Source organism: Lichenicola cladoniae (assembly GCF_013201075.1).
In the GTDB taxonomy this organism is placed as follows: Bacteria; Pseudomonadota; Alphaproteobacteria; order Acetobacterales; family Acetobacteraceae; genus Lichenicola; species Lichenicola cladoniae.
This window is the reverse complement of sequence record NZ_CP053710.1, coordinates 124,907-144,236: the sequence shown is the minus strand read 5'-3', so window position 1 is coordinate 144,236 and position 19,330 is coordinate 124,907. Positions and strand designations below refer to the sequence as shown.

The following is a 19,330-nucleotide window of genomic DNA, read 5'->3' as shown; positions in this document are numbered from 1 at the left end:
TCTGTGGACACACAACTTAAGCTGACGCTTTGATACGCTCGAACTCCATAGGGCTCAGATATCCGATGGTCGAGTGGCGTCGGCGCGGGTTGTAGAACCGCTCGATGTAATCGAACACGTCAGCCCGGGCCTGGTCCCGGGTGCGATACACCTTGCGAGCTGTCCGCTCGGTTTTCAGCGAGGAGAAGAAGCTCTCCATCGCTGCATTGTCCCAGACGTTACCCGACCGGCTCATGCTGCATGTGACGCCGTGATCCACTAGGAGCTTCTGAAACTGCTCACTGCTATATTGGCTTCCCTGATCCGAGTGGTGGAGCAGCGCGTTTGGTTTACCGCGGCGCCAGATCGCCATCATCAGCGCATCCGCGACGAGCTGGGCGGTCATGGTCGCGCTCATCGACCAGCCCACCACGCGGCGTGAAAACAGGTCGATGACGGCCGCTACGTAGAGCCAGCCCTCGGCTGTCCAGAGATAGGTGAAGTCGGCGATCCACTTCTGGTTTGGCGTCGTGGCGTCGAACTGGCGATCCAGCACGTTGTCTGCCGCTTCGTGCCGGGTGCCCTTGTCCGAAGGCAGACCCCGGCGGCGTGGCCTTGCCCGCAAGGCGTGCTCACGCATCAACCGCTCGACACGGTGCAGCCCGCATGCGGCCCCCTCGGCCAGCACGTCGTGCCAGACCCGCCGGGCGCCATAGGTCCGGTCACTGCCGACGAAGCTGGCCTTGATCTGGGCGCCGAGAACCTCGTCACCGCGCGCCCGGGCACTGGGCGACCGGGAGAGCCAGGCATGAAACCCACTGCGCGAGACATCGAGCGCCTCGCAAAGCCACCGCACCGGCCAGATCCCTCGATGTTTCGCGATGAAGCCGAACTTCACAACAACTCCCTCGCGAAGTAGGCCGCGGCTTTTTTTAGAATGTCGCGCTCAGCCTTGAGCTTGGCGACCTCACGCCGCAGCCGATCGATCTCCTGCTGCTCGGGCTTGACCTGGCCGTGACCCGGAAAGGCCTGCCCAGGATCCGCAGTGAGCTCCTTGATCCAACGCCGCAGGATGTTTTCACCGACATCCAAGTCTCGGCTGGCTTGCACCACCGAAACACCACGCTCCTTGACCAGCCGGACCGCCTCCAGCTTGAACTCTCGGCTGAACTGTCGCCGTACCATCCCCACCCTCCAATCTCATGAAACACCCTAATCTCGGTGTCCACGAAACCGGCAGCAGCTCACTTCTCCTCTCGTCTCCGACGCCCTCTGGTCGATCATCGAGCCGTTGCTGCCCGTGCCTCCGCCACGACCGCGGGGCGGTAGGCCGCGGGTACTGGATCGGGCGGCGCTGACCGGGATCCTGTTCGTGCTACGGACCGGCATCCAGTGGGAGATGCTACCGCTTGAGGTGGGGTGCGGCTCGGGCATCACGTGCTGGCGTCGCTTGCGGGATTGGCAAGAGGCGGGCGTGTGGGATGCACTGCACCGCGAACTGCTGCGTCGGCTGCGGGCGGCCGACCGGATCGACTGGAGCCGGGCCTGCCTGGACAGCGCATCGCTGGCTGCAAAAAGGGGGGCGACAAGACAGGGCCAAACCCGACCGATCGAGGCAGGCTCGGCACGAAACGCCATCTCGTCACGGACCGGAGCGGCATCCCGCTCGCCTTCATACTGACCGGCGCCAACACCAACGACAGCATGCCGTTCGAGGAACTGCTCGACAGCATCCTGCCGATCGGCGGCAAGCCGGGCCGGGCACGACACCGGCCGGACAAGCTGCACGCCGACAAGGCCTACGATCACCGACGTTGCCGCCAGGCCTGCCGCCGCCGTGGGATTTCACCCCGCATCGCCCGGCGCGGCGTCGAGACCAGCCAGAAGCTGGGCCGACACAGGTGGGTCATCGAGCGGACCTTCGCGTGGATCAACCGCTACCGCCGGCTCGTCACGCGCTACGAGCGCAGAAGCGATATCCACCACGCATTCACCGCTCTCGCCTGCTCATTGATCTGCTTCAACACGCTGCAGAAGAGGTTTTGAAAGGCGCTCTAAGGCTTCGTCTTCGGTTGCACCATCATCTCTCCCGCTTCCACCCCAGCACAGCCCATATCTCCCTGCATGCTGAGCTTGTCGGCGGTAAACGAATCGTCTGCAGCGACATGTCGAGCATCGCGTCGGCGTCACGTATGGCGGCGGCGTAATCGACTGCTTCTGTCACGCCGTCCCCCACGTCACAGGCCGTTCCGGACTGACGATCCGCCGCCATTCAGTCTTGGACTTGACCCCGAACGCCTCGCCTGCCAGCTGGGCTTTCGTTGCCCGGTAGCCGGCATCCATGATTGCATCGCGGATGAGTAGCACCTGCTCGCCCAGCGCCAAGACGAAAGCTACTTCTTCGGCACCAGCCAGCGCACGGGCGAACTGGACACCGGCGGCAAAGGCCTGATCGGCAACTTCAGGCGCGATAACAACCATTGGGTCGGAGATGTTGAACGGCAGCTGGTCGACATGGTCACTGATCATGTCGACTCTTTCTAGTCGGCAGTGGCAGCGTGGCTGACGGCCTCATAGTCCCATCAGAACCCTTATCCCTCCATCCAGCGCAGCCTGCTGTGCCGCGACCTCATCGCTGACCTTTACCCATATGGCCGCGGTGGCAAGTTCACCCTTGGCGCGTAATTCAGCTGCCCGCTTCATTGCTAACTGTCTAGCATTTCTGCCGTGCTTCTTGATCATCAGATTGGCTGCTTGGCGGTAGTTCAAGCGTAGGTTCCTAAGTTGTAGATGGAGGCGCAGCTGCTACAGCGCGCGCTTAGGCTCAAGGGTTACCTGCCGAGGGGCAACAGATCCTGCAGAACCTCTTACCGGCATGCAGTGATAGCTCGGACATTGATGCTGAACTGATAAGTCACGTGAAGCCAATAGCGCATCAAATTTGACCTTGCTGATTCAATGTTGCTCGCCAGGCTTCCGCAGCCGCACCCCAGCACCGCCGCCGTTTTCAGGAATAAATTCAATACCGGCGGCATTCAACGCCCGACGAATAGCGTCAGCATTTGCCCGCATCATTCCGGCTAAACCACGCGCACTTTCAGCCCGCCGGATTGTCACGAGACTGACGCCGGACAGTTCTGCCAGGCCCTCCCCTGACATTCCAAGCAGGGCCCTGGCGGCCTTCATCTGACCCGCTGTTATCATGACACTTTCCATATCTGGCGCCATTAAAGGTTGCATCTCATATAAGGTGACACTATAAGTATCTCAAGATACTTTAGATGGCAAGGCAAACCTTCATGTCCTACCAGACCCGCCATCCCGAAGCAGCGGCCCACCCGCTTCGCTCGATCCCGATGTTCCGCCCGGCCAGCGTCCTTGTCGCTGCACTCATGACGAAGCAGGACCCGCTGAGCGTTGCCCGGCAGATGGCCGCTCGTACTCTCGAGCTCGCCCGTTTCGAGATTGCCGACGCTTGGAAGGCCTACGGCGAAGCGAAGGCCGCCGTAGGCGAGGTCAACCGCATCAGCCGCAAGGACCGGCACGACCGGGCTATCTCGTCGGATCGCTACGTCGTCCGCCGCCGTAGCGCGGCCTTCGGCACCATGAACCGCCGCAGCGGACATTTTCTGCGGGCCCACAAGGCGCCGTTCGCCGCTAAGGCCGCTCTGCTAGCGCTGGCGAACTGAGATGATCAGCCTCCTCCTCATGCTCGTGGGTGCGGTGGCGACCTTCGTCATCGGCTGGTGCTTCGGGTTCCGCGACGCGGCCAAGCAGGACCGGCAGACTATCGATGCGCTGACAGCACCATGGGACGGCATCGAGCGCCGCCAGGACACGGACGGAGCGTCGGTATGAACCCCGCGATCGCCATCCCGCCAATGCCGGCGACCCTAAATGCACTGGCCTACACGCCGCTCGCCCTCGCAGCCCTTGAGCGCTTCCTGCGCGACGCTGCATCGGCCTGCGCGCGTGCCGGTGACGCTCAGACCGCCCTGCTCCTGGCTCGTGATGCCGACGTGCAGCACCGCCGCCACCGCCTGGAGAACTGACGAAAACCAGATTGCTCGCCTGATCCAGGTCGCCGCGCATCGCAGGGTCTGGACCAGATACTAGCCTTCCGCGCCGGGGCGGTTAAGCCCGGCGAGTCCAGCCTTCACCGGCTGGGCAAGGTAGGCACGAACGGGACTGCGCTCCGCCCGTGCCTGACCCCAAACAGAGTAGGGACACCCTATGCCTGAGGCTACCACGCTGTGACCGCCGCCCAGCAACATCATCTCCCTGCCGATGCGCGAGAAGTCGCTCGCCGTCCTGCGTGAGGCTGTCGCCGACCTGCCCGCTCATGAGCTTCCAGTCGTCGCGCCCTCGCTCGCCAGTCTGGCACGCACGGCGCACGCCGCCGGCGAGACCGCAGACTTCTACGACCGCACGAAGGCGGCCTATACCGCGCTCGAGCGCGTCCTTCGTGAAGGAGGGCGCATCTGATGGGCCGCACCACCCGCCGCGACCTGCTCGGTGCCGGCGTTGGCATCTTCACCTTCCTGACCGGCGTTGACGCGATCGCAATCGCCAAGCCTGACGCGCAGGCCGTCGGTGAAGCAATGCTTCCCATCGATAGTCGGCTGTCTGAACTGTCAGACCATGCAGTTGTTCTGCGGGCGTCCAGTCGTGAGGCCATGATCGCGAAGGCCCACCTGCTTCGTCATGAGATGAAGGTCGTACATGTGACGGCCGGTGTTTTGGAAACTGACGTTCGCTCCGCACGAGGCCATCGTGTGGTCGCTGCTCGACGATCTGATCGGGGAATCGGTGTGATGGCCGCCAGTCGCCGAGAGTTTCTTAAAGCAGGCACGATGTCGTCCCTAGTCGGAGTTGCTGCCGTCGTTCTGAAGAGACCCGCCAATGCTGATCAGGGGGCCGATGCCGAACTGATCAGCCTCTGCTCCTGCCTCGACGACCTGCAGGCGGAGCGGGTCATCGAGATGCCTGCTACAGATGCCGAGGCGCGACGGTGGAGGGACCGATCGCCAGGGTGATCGCCGACGGCGCCTATGACAGCGCGTCCGTCTACCAGGCGGCATCCCTGCGCCAGCGCGATCCGCCAGCGGACATCGTCATCCCGCCGCGTGCATCTTCGGTGGTCGGCGGTGACAACGCTGATACCTCGACGGCCCGGGACCGTCATGTCCAATACGTCGCCGAGAAAGGCCGTATGGCCTGGCAAACAGTCACCGGCTATGGAAGCCGCAGCCTCGTGGAAACCGCAATCGGCCGCTACAAGCACGGCATCGGCACAAAGCTGCGAGCCAGATCAGCTGATCGCCAGCAGGGCGAAGTCGCCATCGCCGTCAGCGTTTTCAATCGCATGATCCGAACAACCAAGCCCGTCTCGGTCCGTCAGCACTGATCCTGCGCACCGGGAAGGGATATCTCGATAACACTTCGATCGGTGCACCAACGCCCCGCGGCGGGGCTACTCGCCGCGCTGGCCGAGCACGAGATCGCCGAACGCGACCGCCACCGCCTCGCACGCCATCTCGCCGAGGCTCAACTTCTACCCGGCAAGACCCTCGACAGCTTCGATTTCGAGGTCGTCCCGATGATCTCCAAAGCCCACGTCCTGGCGATCTGCGCTGGCGATAGCGTTGGTGCAGGGATTGGGCTTGAGGCAAGAGTTTGCCCTGCCCGGTGATCGCGTCAGACGGCAGGAATGGAGATTGGCTTGGCGATCCGGATCATTTGGTTGAGGGCGCGAATGGCGATGGCGACCTCACCTTTTTGACCGGTGGTCGACCGTGCCCTGAGTTTCGAGGCGATGATGTATTTGTAGCGACCGATCGTGGTTTCCACGATGCTGCGCCGGCCATAGCCATTAGCCTTCTGCCAGGCCATGCGCTCCTTCTCTGCGATGTATCGAACATGACGATTGCGAACGGTATCGACCCCGTCTCCACCATTGACGACCGACGAAGCTCGTGGAGGAATGATGATGTCGGGTGGTGGGTTGAACTGGCGTGCGGCAGCGGCGTCGTAGACCAACGCGCCATCATAGGCCCTATCGGCAATCACGCTGCCAATATGCCCCTCCACCGTCGCCAGCAGCCCCGCAACCTTGGTGATATCGCCGGTATCCTTGTCGGTCAGGCTGTGTGCCACGATCTCGCCAGTCTCTGCATTGACGGCCAGATGCAGCTTGCGCCACTGCCTAGGTGTGGCGGCCATGCTTCTCGGCATCCCACTCACCCTGTCCGAAGACCTGCACGCCCGTGCTGTCCAGCACGACTTGAACGGGCCCGTCACGCCGTCCTGCACGCGGTTGACGTCCCGAAAGGCACGGCCGCGCCGGCTCAAGGTCGAATGGTCAGGCACGCGTAGATCCAGCCCAAGCAAGAGCAGGACCGAGCGCGCGAAACCTTCGACCTGACGTAGAGCCAGATGGAAGACCAGCCGCAGAGTCAGCACCAGCTCGATCGCAACCTCGGCGTAGACCGGCTGACCGCCTCGTGTCATCCGGCGCGGGGCATGCCATCCAGCCACGCAGCCGCAGACCAGCCCCATAAGCCGGCCAGTTCATGACCCGGCGAAGGGCTTTCGGGATGTGGTGGCGGGGAGACGCGTTGTGCTTGAAGGGCATCCCAGACCTTTATCAGGCCAGGAGAACCGCGTCAGCCGACCGGTCCATGCACCAACACCACGTGGCATGCGAGCTGCTGCAATACAGTTGAACTAGACCACATGTTCGCCTGAGACAGGGCGACCCGTCTCACAATATGCAGGTTGTCGAGGGTTGTGCTGGATCGTTCAGCGCAGAGCCTCATGCATAGGGAGACGGGTCTTGGAAAAGCTTATCACCTACGTCGGGCTTGATGTTCACAAAGAGACAATCTGCGTATTCCGTTGATGCTGATCAGCCATTCCAGCTGATCGTGATCACCGTTCATGGTGATCCGGATCACGGTGTTCACCCTGCCTGGGGAGGGCATGGCGGACAGCATGACGTGGTGCCGGTGAGCTACCACTGACGGTTGAACAGGTCTCACTTCTCCTTGGCGCTCGTCAAGCCTTCTGCCGTGTTCAGGACCTGGCGCTTGCGCAGACTTTCGCCTTTCAGCTCGATGCGATGGGACCGGTGAATGATGCGGTCGAGAATTGCATCGCCCAGAGTGGGATCGCCAATGATCTCGTGCCAGCGGCTCGTTGGGACCTGGCTGGTGATCAGCAACGAGCCTTTCCCATCGCGGTCATCGACGATCTCCATCAGGTCGCGACGCTGTTCAGCCGACAGCGGCTCCGGGCCCCAATCGTCGATGATGAGCAGGCGTGTGCGCTCGATTGTCCGCATCAGGCGCGGCAGGCGCCCTTCGCCACGCGCCGTGGCGATGTCGGCAAACAGCCGCGGCGCACGGCGGTAGAGCACAGCGTAACCTTCCCGGCAGGCTTTGTGTCCCAGCGCACAGGCCAGCCAGGATTTACCCACGCCGGTCGGGCCGACGATCAGCAGATGCTGGCTGTCGCGGATCCAACCGCAGGCCGCCAGGCTCTGGAACAGGCCACGATCGAGCCCGCGGGGCGTGCGCAGATCAGTGTCCTCGACCACCGCATTCTGGCGCAACCGGGCATGGCTGAGCCGCCGGCCGAGCCGCTTGTTGTCTCGCGCGGTCACCTCGCGATCGACCAGCAGGCCGAGCCAGTCTTCGCGCGACAGATCATCGGCCGCACTTTGGCGGCTCATTTCGATGAATGCGTCGGCCATCGCGGCCAGGCCAAGATCGCGCAGACGGTCCACCATGGGATGGATCAGCATTGTCTTTCCTTTCAATGATAGTAGCCAGGACCGCGAATGTTCTCGTGCATCAGGCTGGGCTGGTCAGTGATGGCGGACTTTTTCTCCTGGGCATTCTTCAGGATCGCGGCGACAGAGCCGTAGGAGCGGGTGCCGAGTGCCAGGGCCTTGGCACAGGCAGCGTCCACCCGTTCCGGGCCGTAACGGCCACGCAGGCCGAGGATACCGATGCAGGAGCGCAAACCCTGTTCGGGATGTGGCCGCGAGCGCAGCACGATCTCGATCAGAGCCGCGGTATCGTCGCCGGTTGCCATCGCCTCGCGTGTGATCCGCTCATGGGTCCAGTCGCGGTAGCGCCGGTGCGTGCTCGGCATGTGGTCGCTCACCGTGCTTGGCTGATGCTGGCGCACGCTGCGAAGATGCGTGGCCACGAGGCTGCCGCGGTGGAAAATCTCCACCGTCCTGGTTGTGATGCGTGCCTCCACAGGCTGACGGACCAGCCGGAACGGCACCGAATAGAAATGCCGGGCGATCTCGATGTGATAATCGAGATTAACCCGGCAGTACCGCCAGTCCGCATACTCGTAAGGCACTTCTGGCAACGCCAGCAGGGCCGGACGATCGAGCTGTTCATACAGGGCACGGCGCGTCGTGCCCCAGCCGCGCATCGGCCGGTCGTTGATCTGCTCGACCAGCTCACGGATCGCCAAGTTGAGATCGGCCAGCGAGAAGAACTGCCGGTTACGGAGCTGGGCCAGAACCCAGCGCTGGACCACCTGCACGCCGACTTCGACCTTGGCCTTGTCGCGCGGCTTGTAGGGCCGGGCCGGAATGACCGCACTGCGATAATGCGCCGCCATCTCGGCGTAGGTGCGATTGATCGTCGGCTCAAAGAAACAGGCCCTGGTGACGCCGGCCTTGAGATTGTCGCTGACGATCTGGTGCGGCACGCCGCCAAAGAAGGCCAGAGCGTTGACATGAGCCGAAATCCAGTCCGGCAGCGTCTGGCTCCAGGTCGCCTCCACGTAGACAAAACTCGACGCCCCCAGCACAGCCACGAAGATTTCGGCCTGATGCTTCTCCCCGCTTGCCCCGTCGATGACGGACATGCTCTGACCGGCGAAGTCGACGAACAGCTTTTCGCCGGCCGTGTGCACCTGGCGCAGCGTCGGTTTCAACCGTCCGGCCCACGCGCGATAGAGATCACAAAACCACGAGTAGCCAAACGCGTGAGCCGATCCTGCGCGGTATTCTTCCCATAACAGGGCCAGCGTCATGTTTGGCCGGCGCAAATCGCGGTGAACCGCCGCCCAGTCTGGCACCGGCCGCTGATCCAGCGGCACATCCGGCAGTGGCGGAAACAGCAGCGCCTCAAGCTGCGTGTCGTCCATGTCATCCGGTAATGGCCAATCCAGGCCAGCACGATGGGCCCGGCCCAGGTAATCACTGATCGTTCCCTGGCCCAGCCGCAGGCTCAGTCCGATCGTTCGCTGCGGCAGCCGCTGTTCCAACCGCAGCCGCAGAAGCTCGCGTATCTTGCGCATCGACACTCTCTCGCCTGGCATCCCGACCCCTTGCTCCCCGGCAACAGGTCGACACTACCCTCGGTTGAAGACTGTCAGCGGCAGCCGACCGGCATCGTCATCTCCAGCATGATCAGGATCACCGGAACCGATGATCGCCATCAAACGGAATGCATGATCGAGATCGAACGGATTCAATGATCACCATCAAACGGAATCAGTGATCAGGATCAGCCGGAACACGCAGACAATCGCCGTGGCGCTTGCAGACGAGGGCAAGCGGGGAGATGTGCGTGAGCATGGCACGATCGCCAACACCGCTGCTGCTCTGACAAAATTGGTGAACAAGCTTGCAAAAGATGGTCGTGAGCTGAAGTTCTGCTACGAGGCCGGGCCATGCGGTTACGGTATCCAGCGTCAGCTGAGTGTGGCCGGGCACGAATGTATTGTCGTTGCACCCTCGCTGATCCCGATCAAGGCAGGCGACCGGATCAAGACGGACCGGCGGGACGCGATCAACCTCGCCAAGTTGCACCGGGCTGGCGAGTTGACGCCGGTCTGGATCCCCGATCAGGCGCACGAAGCTGTCCGCGATCTCGTGCGTGCCCGTTTGGCGGCTGTGCGCAGCTTACGCCAGGCTCGTCAGCAGTTGTCCGGGTTTCTGCTACGGCACAGCCTGCATTATAGCCGCCCGGCCTGGACGCTGATGCACAGACGCTGGCTGGCGGAGCTGCGTTTCAAACAACCCGTGCATTATCTGGTCCTGGAAGATTGTCTTGCCGTCATCGAAGCAGCGACGGCACGGCGAGATCGTCTCGAGGCTCACATTCGGGCGGCATTGGCGGACTGGTCGCTCGGCCCGGTCGTGCGCGCCTTGCAGGCTCTGCGTGGCGTCGCCCTGGTGGCAGCGGCAACCTTGGTGGCCGAGCTTGGCGACATGACGCGCTTTACCAACCCGCGCCAGCTCATGGCCTACCTGGGTCTGGTGCCATCGGAACATTCGAGCGGCGGCAAACGGCGCCAGGGAGGGATAACCAAAGCGGGCAACGGTGCAGCACGACGGATGCTGATCGAGGCTGCATGGACCTACCGGTTCCCGGCCCGGATCAGCCGGGATCTGCTGTTGCGGCAGGAAGGCGTGTCCGGGCCCATCCGCGAAACGGCGTGGAAGGCCCAGACCCGACTATGCGGGCGCTATCGCAAACTCTCTCATACCGGCAAGTCGGCAAAGATCGTGACCACGGCAATCGCACGTGAATTGAGTGGTTTTGTTTGGGCGATTGCCAAGCATGTCGAGGCTGCCGCCGCCTGATCTGTTTTATCTGATTGAACACGACGGTAAGGAGAACAGCAGCACCTCGATGCATCCAAAGCTGGGCAGGGCTGGAGGCACGGTCACGGCCAGGAGAACCCTCGGAAACATCTACAGCCGGATTTTTGTCCGACGCTGGTTTTCTAGACAGAGGACGCTCCGCGACGTATCCCCGGTCCGGCGGTAACCAACCCGCGTATCAGAGCATGATCAACCGTCGTTTCATGATCGTGCCTCCTGCCTTACCCAGCTGCGGCTATGCTGAACAGCCTGTCATACGGGCGCAGATTCACCATGCCTGCAGCTTGAAGTGGCGAACATTAGAGGTGTTTAGTCCCGGAGTGTGGTGATACGGATCATCAGGCTGCACGAGATAGATATGGGACAGTTTCTACACGGCTGCGCCCGCACGACAGCGGCGGTACGTCTCGCGATCCAGGGTGGTGAAGAGAGCGTAAGGACGCTGGCGGCTCGTTACGGGGTCAGCCCCACGACGATCCAGAAATGGCGTAAGCGGGATCACGTGCATGACGCCGCCATGGGCCCCAAGGAGATCCGGTCGTCGACGCTGACGCTGGGAGAGGAGGCTGCGGTGGTGGCGTTTCGGCGCCACACCCTACTGCCGCTCGACGACTGTCTGAATGCCCTGCAGCCGTCGCTACCCCATCTGACGCGATCCAGCCTGCACCGCTGCCTGCAGCGCCATGGTTCAGCGGTCACTTGCCGCTGAACTCGTCTGCCCGACGTTGAGGGCGACAAACCCGGCAAGCGGAAGTTCAAGATCTACCCGATCGGCTTTTTCCACGTCGATATTGCCGAGGTACGTACCGGCGAGGGCAAGCTGTATCGGTTCGTTGCCATTGACCGGACCTCGAAGTTCGCTATCGCGCATCTAGCGCAGACAGCAGACCGACAAAGCGCAGTGGCGTTTCTGGATGCCGTGATCGACGCCGTTCCGTATCGCATCCACACCGTTCTGACCGACAACGGCATCCAGTTCTGCCATCCGCCGCGCTACCGCTCTGGGCCCACGGCGCAGTTCAGCATGCATCTGTTCGACAGGCTCTGCCGCCAGCACGGCATCGAGCACAGGCTCACCATGCCGAACCACCCCTGGACCAACGGCCAGGTCGAACGGATGAACCGCACCATCAAGGACGCGACCGTCAAGCGATACTACTACGCCGACCATCAGCAGCTGCTGGCGCACCTTGAACTGTTCCTGAGCGCCTACAACCACGCTCGTCGGCTCAAGACCCTGAAAGGCCTTACGCCGTACGAATACGTTTGCCGCATCTGGACCGAAGAGCCTGAACGCTTCAAACTCAAGCCGTATCACCACACTCCGGGACTAAACACCTCTAATGTTCGCCACTTCAAGCTGCAGGCATGGTGAATCTGCGCCCGTATGACAGGCTGTTCAGCATAGCCGCAGCTGGGTAAGGCAGGAGGCACGATCATGAAACGACGGTTGATCATGCTCTGATACGCGGGTTGGTTACCGCCGGACCGGGGATACGTCGCGGAGCGTCCTCTGTCTAGAAAACCAGCGTCGGACAAAAATCCGGCTGTAGATGTTTCCGAGGGTTCTCCTGGCCGTGACCGTGCCTCCAGCCCTGCCCAGCTTTGGATGCATCGAGGTGCTGCTGTTCTCCTTACCGTCGTGTTCAATCAGATAAAACAGATCAGGCGGCGGCAGCCTCGACATGCTTGGCAATCGCCCAAACAAAACCACTCAATTCACGTGCGATTGCCGTGGTCACGATCTTTGCCGACTTGCCGGTATGAGAGAGTTTGCGATAGCGCCCGCATAGTCGGGTCTGGGCCTTCCACGCCGTTTCGCGGATGGGCCCGGACACGCCTTCCTGCCGCAACAGCAGATCCCGGCTGATCCGGGCCGGGAACCGGTAGGTCCATGCAGCCTCGATCAGCATCCGTCGTGCTGCACCGTTGCCCGCTTTGGTTATCCCTCCCTGGCGCCGTTTGCCGCCGCTCGAATGTTCCGATGGCACCAGACCCAGGTAGGCCATGAGCTGGCGCGGGTTGGTAAAGCGCGTCATGTCGCCAAGCTCGGCCACCAAGGTTGCCGCTGCCACCAGGGCGACGCCACGCAGAGCCTGCAAGGCGCGCACGACCGGGCCGAGCGACCAGTCCGCCAATGCCGCCCGAATGTGAGCCTCGAGACGATCTCGCCGTGCCGTCGCTGCTTCGATGACGGCAAGACAATCTTCCAGGACCAGATAATGCACGGGTTGTTTGAAACGCAGCTCCGCCAGCCAGCGTCTGTGCATCAGCGTCCAGGCCGGGCGGCTATAATGCAGGCTGTGCCGTAGCAGAAACCCGGACAACTGCTGACGAGCCTGGCGTAAGCTGCGCACAGCCGCCAAACGGGCACGCACGAGATCGCGGACAGCTTCGTGCGCCTGATCGGGGATCCAGACCGGCGTCAACTCGCCAGCCCGGTGCAACTTGGCGAGGTTGATCGCGTCCCGCCGGTCCGTCTTGATCCGGTCGCCTGCCTTGATCGGGATCAGCGAGGGTGCAACGACAATACATTCGTGCCCGGCCACACTCAGCTGACGCTGGATACCGTAACCGCATGGCCCGGCCTCGTAGCAGAACTTCAGCTCACGACCATCTTTTGCAAGCTTGTTCACCAATTTTGTCAGAGCAGCAGCGGTGTTGGCGATCGTGCCATGCTCACGCACATCTCCCCGCTTGCCCTCGTCTGCAAGCGCCACGGCGATTGTCTCTTTGTGAACATCAAGCCCGACGTAGGTGATAAGCTTTTCCAAGACCCGTCTCCCTACGCATGAGGCTCTGCGCTGAACGATCCAGCACAACCCTCGACAACCTGCATATTGTGAAACGGGTCGCCCTGTCTCAGGCGAACATGTGGTCTAGCCTCTGGCTCTATTTAAACGTCTGAGTATTAGGTTAAAACTATAGGCTGGCCGGTCTGTCGTTATAAAGCATAGCATGATATACAAGAGAATTCTGAGTGATCCTAACGCAAGTAACGGACGAGAATGACTATTGTAAGCATCCTGATAAGGATTGCTGGACGTATAGGCAAACGCAGCCTTGGCAAACACCTTGAAGATTGGGAATTAACAACTTGACCGCTGATGCATATGTCGTGTTCCACATCGGAAGGTCCAGTCGCCGCGGAGTTTAAAACGACATGTGTATAAGGCCGAAAGCCTGTGTTGATCTCCAGGGCCGATGCTGAGCGGCGCGCCCTTACTATTTGAGTGCTAGCAGAATCATCAACAAAAAGCCTAAAGGTTTGAGTCATCTGAGGATGTCTAATCCAGCCTAAAAACTCTCAACTTGACCAAACACAAAGCTCAGCGCGTAGGACTTAGATCAGGAAAACAGGAGGTATTGATGCGATGCGCCGATTCTTGCAATATTTCATGATTACCGGCACCAGCAATGGAACTGTCGCTGCCGAATGCTGGAAGCGCGCCGACAAGCTGAAGTGCGTTGAAGTATCAATGCCGTGACCAAAGAACGCTAGTGAAAAGTGAATCGAAGCGGGAGCATCGCAATATGGTTGAAGTCACTCCTTTTATATTTTGAAGGCAGCTAATAATAGTACGTAGAATTCCCTCGATCAGAGAATAGCTTTATGAAAACATCCCGGGCTACCAAAACTCCTCTAATCCTTCAGTCCGTCACTTGGATGCACGGTCTGGCGGTTCGCGTCTGGATCAACTGGGTTGTCAAAGTCTCGCCGTCACCTGTTTATATTTCAGAACGCGAGGAAATGGCCTTTTTGGTCGGCTTTGATGCGGCGATCAAGACCTCAGGCAATGCCGACCAATTGATCTTTGCCTATCCAGCTGACCTACATTGTGCGCTCCAATCGGGGATGGTTGCCGGCAGTCGAGCCGCACGAGCTGTTTAAAGGCTATTGTGAACTGGCGACTGCGGCATGCTTGAGCATGGGGCATTGGTGCATGGACCATCCGGCTGACGCGACTTTCGTGAGCTAGTAGATGGCTGGGATGCCCTTCAAGCACAACGCGGCCCGCCGCCACCACATCCCGAAGGCCTGTTGCCGGGTCATGAACTCGCCGGCCTACGAGGCGTTGTTGCGTGGACCGGGCGGGAGGCAAGAGCTTGCCCTACCCGGTGATCGCTTCAGACGGTGGGAACGGAGATGGGCTTGGCGATCCGGATCATTTGGTTGAGGGCACAGATGGCGATGGCAACCTCAGCGTTCTGACCGGCGGTCGACCGCGCTCTGAGCTTCGGACCGATGATGTGTTTGTAACGACCGATCGTCGTCTCCACGATGCTGCGTCTGCCGTAACCATTGGCTTTCTGCCAGGCCATGCGTCCCTTCTCGGTAATGTCCCGGACATGACGATTGCGAACGGTCTCGGTGTCGGCGTCAGCTTTGATGACCGAAGATGCTCTTGGCGGGATGACGATATGAGGTGGCGGGTTATGCTGGCGTGCAGCAGCAGCGTCATACACGGACGTGCCATCATAGGCGCCGTCGGCGATCACGCTGGCGATCTTCCCCTCCACCGTTGCCAGCAGCCCCGCGACTTCTGATATGTCGCCGGTATCCTTGTCCGTCAGGTTGTGCGCCACGATTTCGCCAGTCTCGGCATTGACGGCCAGATGCAGCTTTCGCCATTGCCTGGGTGTGCAGCCATGCTTCTCGGCATCCCACTCGCCCTGCCCGAAGACCTGCAGGCCCGTGCTGTCCAACACGACATGAACGGGCTCGTCACGCCGGGCGGCACGCGGTTGACGTCCGGCAAAGGCGCGCCCCCGACGGCTCAAGGTCGAATGATCAGGCACGCAAAGATCCAGTCCGAGCAGGCGCAGAACCGAGCGCGCGAAACCTTCTGCCTGGCGTAGAGCCAGATGGAAGACCAATCGCAGGGTCAGCACCAGCTCGATCGCCACCTCGGCATAGACCGGTTGACCGCCTGGTGTCGTCCGGCGCGGGGCATGCCATCCAGACAAGGCCGCCGTGTCCAGCCACAACGTCAAATCACCACGTTGCCGCAGACCAGCCTCATAGGCTGCCCAGTTCATGACCCGGCGACGGGCCTTCGGGATGTGGTGGCGGCGGAACGCGTTGTGCTTGAAGGGCATCCCAGACCTCTATCAGGCCAGGAGAGCCGCGTCAGCCGACCGGTCCATGCACCAACGCCATGACAATGCCCAGATCGTTTTTGAGGCGGCTGCGGCTGGAATGGGCGTTTCAATCGGCGTACAGGCGCTGGTTGAGGCTTATACGCGTCAGGCCGCCTTGTTCCGGCTTTCCAAGCCTCAAAGGTAGTGAGCAAGTTTGCCTACTACCTTGTGTATCGCTCGCGCGATAGAAACTGGGCACCCCTACGAGCGCTGCGTTGTAAACTGCTGGCCAGCATCTGAAAGCTCTTTGCTGGAGAACACTTTCCGAGGCTGTCTACCGGGCATGAACAACAAAGCCTGAGATGTTCGGATTTAATCGGCCTCACCACATCTCGGAACCAACCACATAAACCATTCCGTCGCCTCAGACATGGCCAACAGTCTTACATGTGTAGGCACCGAGGATTGTGCTGAATCGTTTAGCCCGTTAAGCTGCTGCCGATGCAGTGAAGGCGGCGGCGGATCTCGCCGCCGCGTGTAGACAGATTAGGCGCCGCCGGATGCCTCAATGATTTGCCCGGTCACCCAGCGTGCTTCGGCGGACGCGAGGAATACCGCAACCGCGGCGATGTCATCCGGTTGGCCGACACGGCCAAGCGGCGTGGTAGCCACGACCCCCTGCTCCATTTCGCTGCCAATAATGCCGGCGGTGCGAGTGCCTTCGGTGGCGACTAGGCCAGGGCTGAGCGAGTTCACCCGTATGCCCTGGGGGCCAAGCTCCTTTGCGAGCACGCCACTGATCGTATTCACCGCGCCTTTAGTCCCGGCATACACTGCCGTGCCGGGGAAAGTGCCGCGGGCGACCACCGAAGAAATGTTGATGATGCTTCCAGCTTGCCCGTCGATCTGCGCTGCAACAGCTTGGCTGGCAGCGAGCAGGCCCCAGACGTTGGTGTCGAAGTGGCGCCGATACTCCTCCTCGGCAATCTCGGCGAGCGGTGCCATCTTGTATACCCCGGCATTGTTCACCAGGACGGTGACTGGACCGCCAAATGCCAACGCCGCCTCAGACACAAGGCGCTTTGCTTCGCCCGGCTTTCCGACGTCACCGCCGACGGCAACCGCGCGACCGCCCGCCTCCTCAATGCGCGCAACGACTGCTTCAGCGCCCTCGCGGCTTGAAGAGTAGTTCACTGCAACCGCGGCACCGGCGGCGGCAAGCGCCTCTGCTATGGCGGCGCCGATACCCTTTGACGCGCCGGTGACTAGCGCAACCTTGCCCGAGAGCTGTGCCATGGGGATCATCCTTCTGTTTCAATAAATATCGAACTGTGGGTGCGGCGGGCGACGTTCAAGAGGGCGGGATCAAATCATGGAACCGCTTGACCCATGATGCCAGACGGCGTTGCGAAAGCGAGCTAGCGAGGATAGTCAACAACACTAGCGCCTAAGATGCAGAAAACTATTCTCTCTGAAATGATCTTTCTGAACTTTATTGAAGGTCTCAAATTCCTTTCTGAAAGTGCATGGTGTGATAATGACGGGCAGAATGCGCCGTTTGTTGACATACGACTTCGAACGGAAGAGGGTTTGGTTGACGGCGTCAACTTGACTTCCGCTAGTCGAAGTCGAGGCCGGTTTGCTTCTTAATCATTGATATTGCAGGTTTTGGGGGCCTTAAGATAGATTCGTAAATATATCATTCGGGTTCACTATGGCATCTTCCGAGTTCATAACGTCTGCCGATCAGCTGGATATCCGTCGGCTTCCCCATGAGCTTAAGAACGCGCTGATGAAACGCAACGCTCTTAAATGAGCCAGCGGTACAAGCTCGATCCCAGCGAGAGGAGGTTCTGCTTCATTGGGGATAACCGGCAGGTCTACCCGATTTATCTCATATGCACAGCGCTGTATGTGAGTGCCAGCGGCTGCTATGCGTGGCGTAGGCAACCGAAAACTGTGCGCTACACTGCCGATCCCGACCTGACTGCGCCAAACGGTCTTTGGCCTGCAACAGCAGCTCCAGCGTGAAGGAGATTTTCATCTCCACGATGACAATCAGGGGGGCTCGACCCTACTGACTGTGACGATACTGCAGCAGCAGTTCTCGCCGTTATCCGCGAGCCTGATGCTTTAGGCAGACTTTCAATGACGGGTGGAGCGTTGCCTCAAGGGAATTAAAGTTCGGTATTTTGACAAGCTGCCTGCACATGAAAGCTAGCCCTCGCCTCTGGCTGCCTTCATCGCATCATTGATGATCTCCTGGATGGTCTGGCCGGTTTCGACCGATCGCTGGTGCAGCCAGCGATGCATCGGCACGCTCGCCCGGTAGGTCAGTGCCACCGTCGGTTCCGGTCGCACGAAGGCGAAGCTGTCCTGTCGCGGCTTACGGACGATGCTGGCTTGGCTGTCGACCGCTGGCTCGAACAGCATGCTCTGCCCGGCGATCTCGACCCTGAGCGTCTGCTCCCGTTCCAGGGTCACCATGCTGCGCTCAAGCGCTGTCTGGATGATGTGCTGTCCGGTTGTCGTATAGCGCAGCACCAGCCGTTTTAACCGGTCGTAGCGGGGTGGATCCAGCCGTACCGTCACCGGGATCGTCCCGAGCTTACGGGGAAGACGCACTTTGCCCTGCGGCCGGGTCTGGGCATTCGAATGATCCGTGACCTCGGAGATCTGCATAACCACTCCTGTTGCGTAACCGATGCGAGGACCCCACCTCGCGGTATGACATTGAGATGAGTGACACTGTCCTGGCATGAGGGCGGGCAATTCGTTGGATAGTGACAGGCATCAAGGCAGTGATCAGAGCAGGCATCAGGGAGATGTCTATCGTCGGATCGAGGTCATCACCGGCACTGTTCGCCGTCGGCGTTGGACAGCGGCGGAGAAAGCCCAGATCCTGATGGAGAGCCTGACGCCTGGTGCGCAGGTCTCGGAGGTTGCACGACGTCACGATCTGAACCGGGGATTGCTGCAGACGTGGCGGCGGCAAGCCATGCACCAATCGCCTGGGCAGGTTGGGACGACGTTCGTTCCTGTTCGCTGCGACGACCCCGCAGCACCTGTATCGCCTGTATCAGCGACCAGGTCGGCGGCCTCGGCGCCGTCCGATCCGCCAGGATGGATCGAGGTCGAGATCGGTCGAGCACGTGTGCGGGTCCGCGGCGCCGTTGATTTCGAGGCGTTACGCCAGGTCCTGACCATCATCGGCCAGATCCGTTGATCCTGGGCATTCCAACCCGTCCGGGGTTGCGGATCGTGGTTGCTGCCAAACCGGTAGATTTCCGCAAGGGCATGGACGGCCTGGCGGTGCTGGTGACCCAGGCGCTGGCAATGGATGCGTTTGCGGGCGATATTTTCGTGTTCCGGGCCAAGCGTGCGGACCGGATCAAGCTGCTGATCTGGGATGGCTCGGGCCTGTGTCTGGTGACCAAGCGCCTCGAGGCCAAGAACTTCACCTGGCCTCCGGTTCGCGACGGATCCATCACCTTGAGCACGGGTCAGCTCAGCATGCTGTTCGCCGGGTTGGACTGGACAGAAATTGCCATGCGCCCAGCGGCGACGATGGAAAATCTGCAGGCCAGTGCATGATCGTTCTCGCGAAATGGCGTATAAGTTTGGTACGCT

20 protein-coding genes and 5 pseudogenes are annotated in these 19,330 nt (G+C 60.9%); 14 read left to right on the top strand and 11 right to left on the bottom strand.

Annotation, left to right across the window (positions count from 1 at the left end):
- Nucleotides 1-16 precede the first annotated feature (16 nt).
- Nucleotides 17-1,164, bottom strand: a protein-coding gene (locus HN018_RS24835) for an IS3 family transposase (RefSeq protein WP_239478892.1) whose coding sequence is annotated in 2 segments (ribosomal slippage) — nt 17-903 and nt 903-1,164 — 1,149 coding nt in all. Because the reading frame shifts where the segments join, the coding sequence is not laid out codon by codon here.
- Between the two features lie 115 nt (nt 1,165-1,279).
- On the opposite strand from HN018_RS24835, the pseudogene HN018_RS24830 reads away from it, so the two are divergent.
- Nucleotides 1,280-1,941: pseudogene (locus tag HN018_RS24830) on the top strand (IS5 family transposase); the annotation flags it as partial.
- 258 nt (nt 1,942-2,199) lie between these two features.
- On the opposite strand, the gene HN018_RS24825 reads toward HN018_RS24830, so the two are convergent.
- The 3 genes from HN018_RS24825 to HN018_RS24815 all read right to left on the bottom strand — a co-directional run bounded on the left by HN018_RS24825 (nt 2,200) and on the right by HN018_RS24815 (nt 3,183).
- Nucleotides 2,200-2,508, bottom strand: a complete 309-nt coding sequence (locus HN018_RS24825; RefSeq protein WP_171837653.1) for a hypothetical protein — start codon at nt 2,506-2,508, stop codon at nt 2,200-2,202.
- A 42-nt stretch (nt 2,509-2,550) separates the two neighbouring features.
- The gene (locus HN018_RS24820; protein WP_171837652.1) at nt 2,551-2,748 is read right to left on the bottom strand and encodes a hypothetical protein; all 198 of its coding nucleotides are present in this window, start codon (nt 2,746-2,748) and stop codon (nt 2,551-2,553) included.
- A 186-nt stretch (nt 2,749-2,934) separates the two neighbouring features.
- On the bottom strand, nt 2,935-3,183 hold the full coding sequence (locus HN018_RS24815; RefSeq protein WP_171837654.1) for a helix-turn-helix domain-containing protein: 249 nt from the start codon (nt 3,181-3,183) through the stop codon (nt 2,935-2,937).
- 77 nt (nt 3,184-3,260) lie between these two features.
- Between HN018_RS24815 and HN018_RS24810 the strand changes: the two genes are divergently transcribed.
- The 7 genes and pseudogenes from HN018_RS24810 to HN018_RS24780 form a co-directional block, all read left to right on the top strand.
- On the top strand, nt 3,261-3,668 hold the full coding sequence (locus HN018_RS24810; RefSeq protein WP_171837655.1) for a hypothetical protein: 408 nt from the start codon (nt 3,261-3,263) through the stop codon (nt 3,666-3,668).
- Between the two features lies 1 nt (nt 3,669).
- On the top strand, nt 3,670-3,837 hold the full coding sequence (locus HN018_RS24805) for a hypothetical protein (protein WP_171837656.1): 168 nt from the start codon (nt 3,670-3,672) through the stop codon (nt 3,835-3,837).
- Nucleotides 3,834-4,031 carry a hypothetical protein gene (locus tag HN018_RS24800; protein ID WP_171837657.1) on the top strand — a complete coding sequence of 66 codons (198 nt, stop codon included), beginning with the start codon at nt 3,834-3,836 and terminating at the stop codon, nt 4,029-4,031. Before HN018_RS24805 ends, HN018_RS24800 begins: the two co-directional genes overlap by 4 nt.
- A 235-nt stretch (nt 4,032-4,266) precedes the next feature.
- Nucleotides 4,267-4,464 (top strand): hypothetical protein, encoded by a 198-nt coding sequence (locus HN018_RS24795; RefSeq protein ID WP_171837658.1) that lies wholly within the window; start codon nt 4,267-4,269, stop codon nt 4,462-4,464.
- Entirely contained in the window at nt 4,464-5,015 is a 552-nt protein-coding gene (locus HN018_RS24790) for a hypothetical protein (RefSeq protein WP_171837659.1), read from the top strand. The genes HN018_RS24795 and HN018_RS24790 overlap by 1 nt, the downstream gene beginning before the upstream one ends.
- Entirely contained in the window at nt 5,012-5,386 is a 375-nt protein-coding gene (locus HN018_RS24785; protein WP_171837660.1) for a hypothetical protein, read from the top strand. The genes HN018_RS24790 and HN018_RS24785 overlap by 4 nt, the downstream gene beginning before the upstream one ends.
- Before the next feature lie 54 nt (nt 5,387-5,440).
- Nucleotides 5,441-5,623 (top strand): annotated as a pseudogene (locus HN018_RS24780) (hypothetical protein); the annotation flags it as partial.
- A 53-nt stretch (nt 5,624-5,676) separates the two neighbouring features.
- Here the strand turns inward: HN018_RS24780 and HN018_RS24775 are convergent.
- From HN018_RS24775 to istA, 3 genes and pseudogenes are all read right to left on the bottom strand, one after another.
- A pseudogene (locus HN018_RS24775) lies at nt 5,677-6,613 on the bottom strand (IS5 family transposase).
- A 402-nt stretch (nt 6,614-7,015) separates the two neighbouring features.
- Entirely contained in the window at nt 7,016-7,783 is a 768-nt protein-coding gene (gene istB, locus HN018_RS24770; RefSeq protein WP_171837390.1) for an IS21-like element helper ATPase IstB, read from the bottom strand.
- A gap of 11 nt (nt 7,784-7,794) precedes the next feature.
- Complete coding sequence (gene istA / locus HN018_RS24765; protein WP_408886729.1) at nt 7,795-9,306, bottom strand: IS21 family transposase; 1,512 nt, start codon at nt 9,304-9,306, stop codon at nt 7,795-7,797.
- Between the two features lie 199 nt (nt 9,307-9,505).
- Between istA and HN018_RS24760 the strand changes: the two genes are divergently transcribed.
- Together HN018_RS24760 and HN018_RS24755 are read left to right on the top strand one after the other, a co-directional pair.
- Complete coding sequence (locus HN018_RS24760; RefSeq protein WP_172443569.1) at nt 9,506-10,597, top strand: IS110 family RNA-guided transposase; 1,092 nt, start codon at nt 9,506-9,508, stop codon at nt 10,595-10,597.
- A 379-nt stretch (nt 10,598-10,976) separates the two neighbouring features.
- Nucleotides 10,977-11,993, top strand: a pseudogene (locus tag HN018_RS24755) (IS481 family transposase).
- 289 nt (nt 11,994-12,282) lie between these two features.
- On the opposite strand, the gene HN018_RS24750 reads toward HN018_RS24755, so the two are convergent.
- Nucleotides 12,283-13,392, bottom strand: coding sequence for an IS110 family RNA-guided transposase (locus HN018_RS24750; RefSeq protein ID WP_172443485.1), 1,110 nt, complete (start codon nt 13,390-13,392; stop codon nt 12,283-12,285).
- A gap of 839 nt (nt 13,393-14,231) precedes the next feature.
- Between HN018_RS24750 and HN018_RS24745 the strand changes: the two genes are divergently transcribed.
- Complete coding sequence (locus tag HN018_RS24745; RefSeq protein ID WP_171837596.1) at nt 14,232-14,510, top strand: hypothetical protein; 279 nt, start codon at nt 14,232-14,234, stop codon at nt 14,508-14,510.
- A gap of 100 nt (nt 14,511-14,610) precedes the next feature.
- Nucleotides 14,611-14,712 (top strand): annotated as a pseudogene (locus HN018_RS29585) (IS5/IS1182 family transposase); the annotation flags it as partial.
- A gap of 34 nt (nt 14,713-14,746) precedes the next feature.
- Here the strand turns inward: HN018_RS29585 and HN018_RS24740 are convergent.
- The 3 genes from HN018_RS24740 to HN018_RS24730 all read right to left on the bottom strand — a co-directional run bounded on the left by HN018_RS24740 (nt 14,747) and on the right by HN018_RS24730 (nt 18,382).
- Nucleotides 14,747-15,718, bottom strand: a complete 972-nt coding sequence (locus HN018_RS24740; protein ID WP_171837595.1) for an IS5 family transposase — start codon at nt 15,716-15,718, stop codon at nt 14,747-14,749.
- A 528-nt stretch (nt 15,719-16,246) separates the two neighbouring features.
- Entirely contained in the window at nt 16,247-16,996 is a 750-nt protein-coding gene (locus tag HN018_RS24735) for a glucose 1-dehydrogenase (RefSeq protein WP_171837594.1), read from the bottom strand.
- 921 nt (nt 16,997-17,917) lie between these two features.
- Nucleotides 17,918-18,382 carry a hypothetical protein gene (locus HN018_RS24730; RefSeq protein WP_171837593.1) on the bottom strand — a complete coding sequence of 155 codons (465 nt, stop codon included), beginning with the start codon at nt 18,380-18,382 and terminating at the stop codon, nt 17,918-17,920.
- A gap of 76 nt (nt 18,383-18,458) precedes the next feature.
- On the opposite strand from HN018_RS24730, the gene tnpA reads away from it, so the two are divergent.
- On the top strand, nt 18,459-18,926 hold the full coding sequence (tnpA, locus tag HN018_RS24725; protein WP_171837592.1) for an IS66-like element accessory protein TnpA: 468 nt from the start codon (nt 18,459-18,461) through the stop codon (nt 18,924-18,926).
- Nucleotides 18,926-19,294 (top strand): IS66 family insertion sequence element accessory protein TnpB, encoded by a 369-nt coding sequence (gene tnpB, locus HN018_RS24720; protein WP_408886849.1) that lies wholly within the window; start codon nt 18,926-18,928, stop codon nt 19,292-19,294. Before tnpA ends, tnpB begins: the two co-directional genes overlap by 1 nt.
- The last annotated feature ends 36 nt before the right edge of the window (nt 19,295-19,330 follow it).

What these genes read in the sequence shown, in the direction of transcription:
- HN018_RS24825 (WP_171837653.1), bottom strand. Translation starts at nt 2,508, where the DNA reads ATGATCAGTGACCATGTCGACCAGCTGCCGTTCAACATCTCCGACCCA.
- HN018_RS24815 (WP_171837654.1), bottom strand. Translation starts at nt 3,183, where the DNA reads ATGATAACAGCGGGTCAGATGAAGGCCGCCAGGGCCCTGCTTGGAATG.
- HN018_RS24810 (WP_171837655.1), top strand. Translation starts at nt 3,261, where the DNA reads ATGGCAAGGCAAACCTTCATGTCCTACCAGACCCGCCATCCCGAAGCA.
- HN018_RS24805 (WP_171837656.1), top strand. Translation starts at nt 3,670, where the DNA reads ATGATCAGCCTCCTCCTCATGCTCGTGGGTGCGGTGGCGACCTTCGTC.
- HN018_RS24800 (WP_171837657.1), top strand. Translation starts at nt 3,834, where the DNA reads ATGAACCCCGCGATCGCCATCCCGCCAATGCCGGCGACCCTAAATGCA.
- HN018_RS24795 (WP_171837658.1), top strand. Translation starts at nt 4,267, where the DNA reads ATGCGCGAGAAGTCGCTCGCCGTCCTGCGTGAGGCTGTCGCCGACCTG.
- HN018_RS24790 (WP_171837659.1), top strand. Translation starts at nt 4,464, where the DNA reads ATGGGCCGCACCACCCGCCGCGACCTGCTCGGTGCCGGCGTTGGCATC.
- istB (WP_171837390.1), bottom strand. Translation starts at nt 7,783, where the DNA reads ATGCTGATCCATCCCATGGTGGACCGTCTGCGCGATCTTGGCCTGGCC.
- istA (WP_408886729.1), bottom strand. Translation starts at nt 9,306, where the DNA reads ATGCGCAAGATACGCGAGCTTCTGCGGCTGCGGTTGGAACAGCGGCTG.
- HN018_RS24745 (WP_171837596.1), top strand. Translation starts at nt 14,232, where the DNA reads ATGAAAACATCCCGGGCTACCAAAACTCCTCTAATCCTTCAGTCCGTC.
- HN018_RS24740 (WP_171837595.1), bottom strand. Translation starts at nt 15,718, where the DNA reads ATGCCCTTCAAGCACAACGCGTTCCGCCGCCACCACATCCCGAAGGCC.
- HN018_RS24735 (WP_171837594.1), bottom strand. Translation starts at nt 16,996, where the DNA reads ATGGCACAGCTCTCGGGCAAGGTTGCGCTAGTCACCGGCGCGTCAAAG.
- HN018_RS24730 (WP_171837593.1), bottom strand. Translation starts at nt 18,382, where the DNA reads ATGCAGATCTCCGAGGTCACGGATCATTCGAATGCCCAGACCCGGCCG.
- tnpA (WP_171837592.1), top strand. Translation starts at nt 18,459, where the DNA reads ATGAGGGCGGGCAATTCGTTGGATAGTGACAGGCATCAAGGCAGTGAT.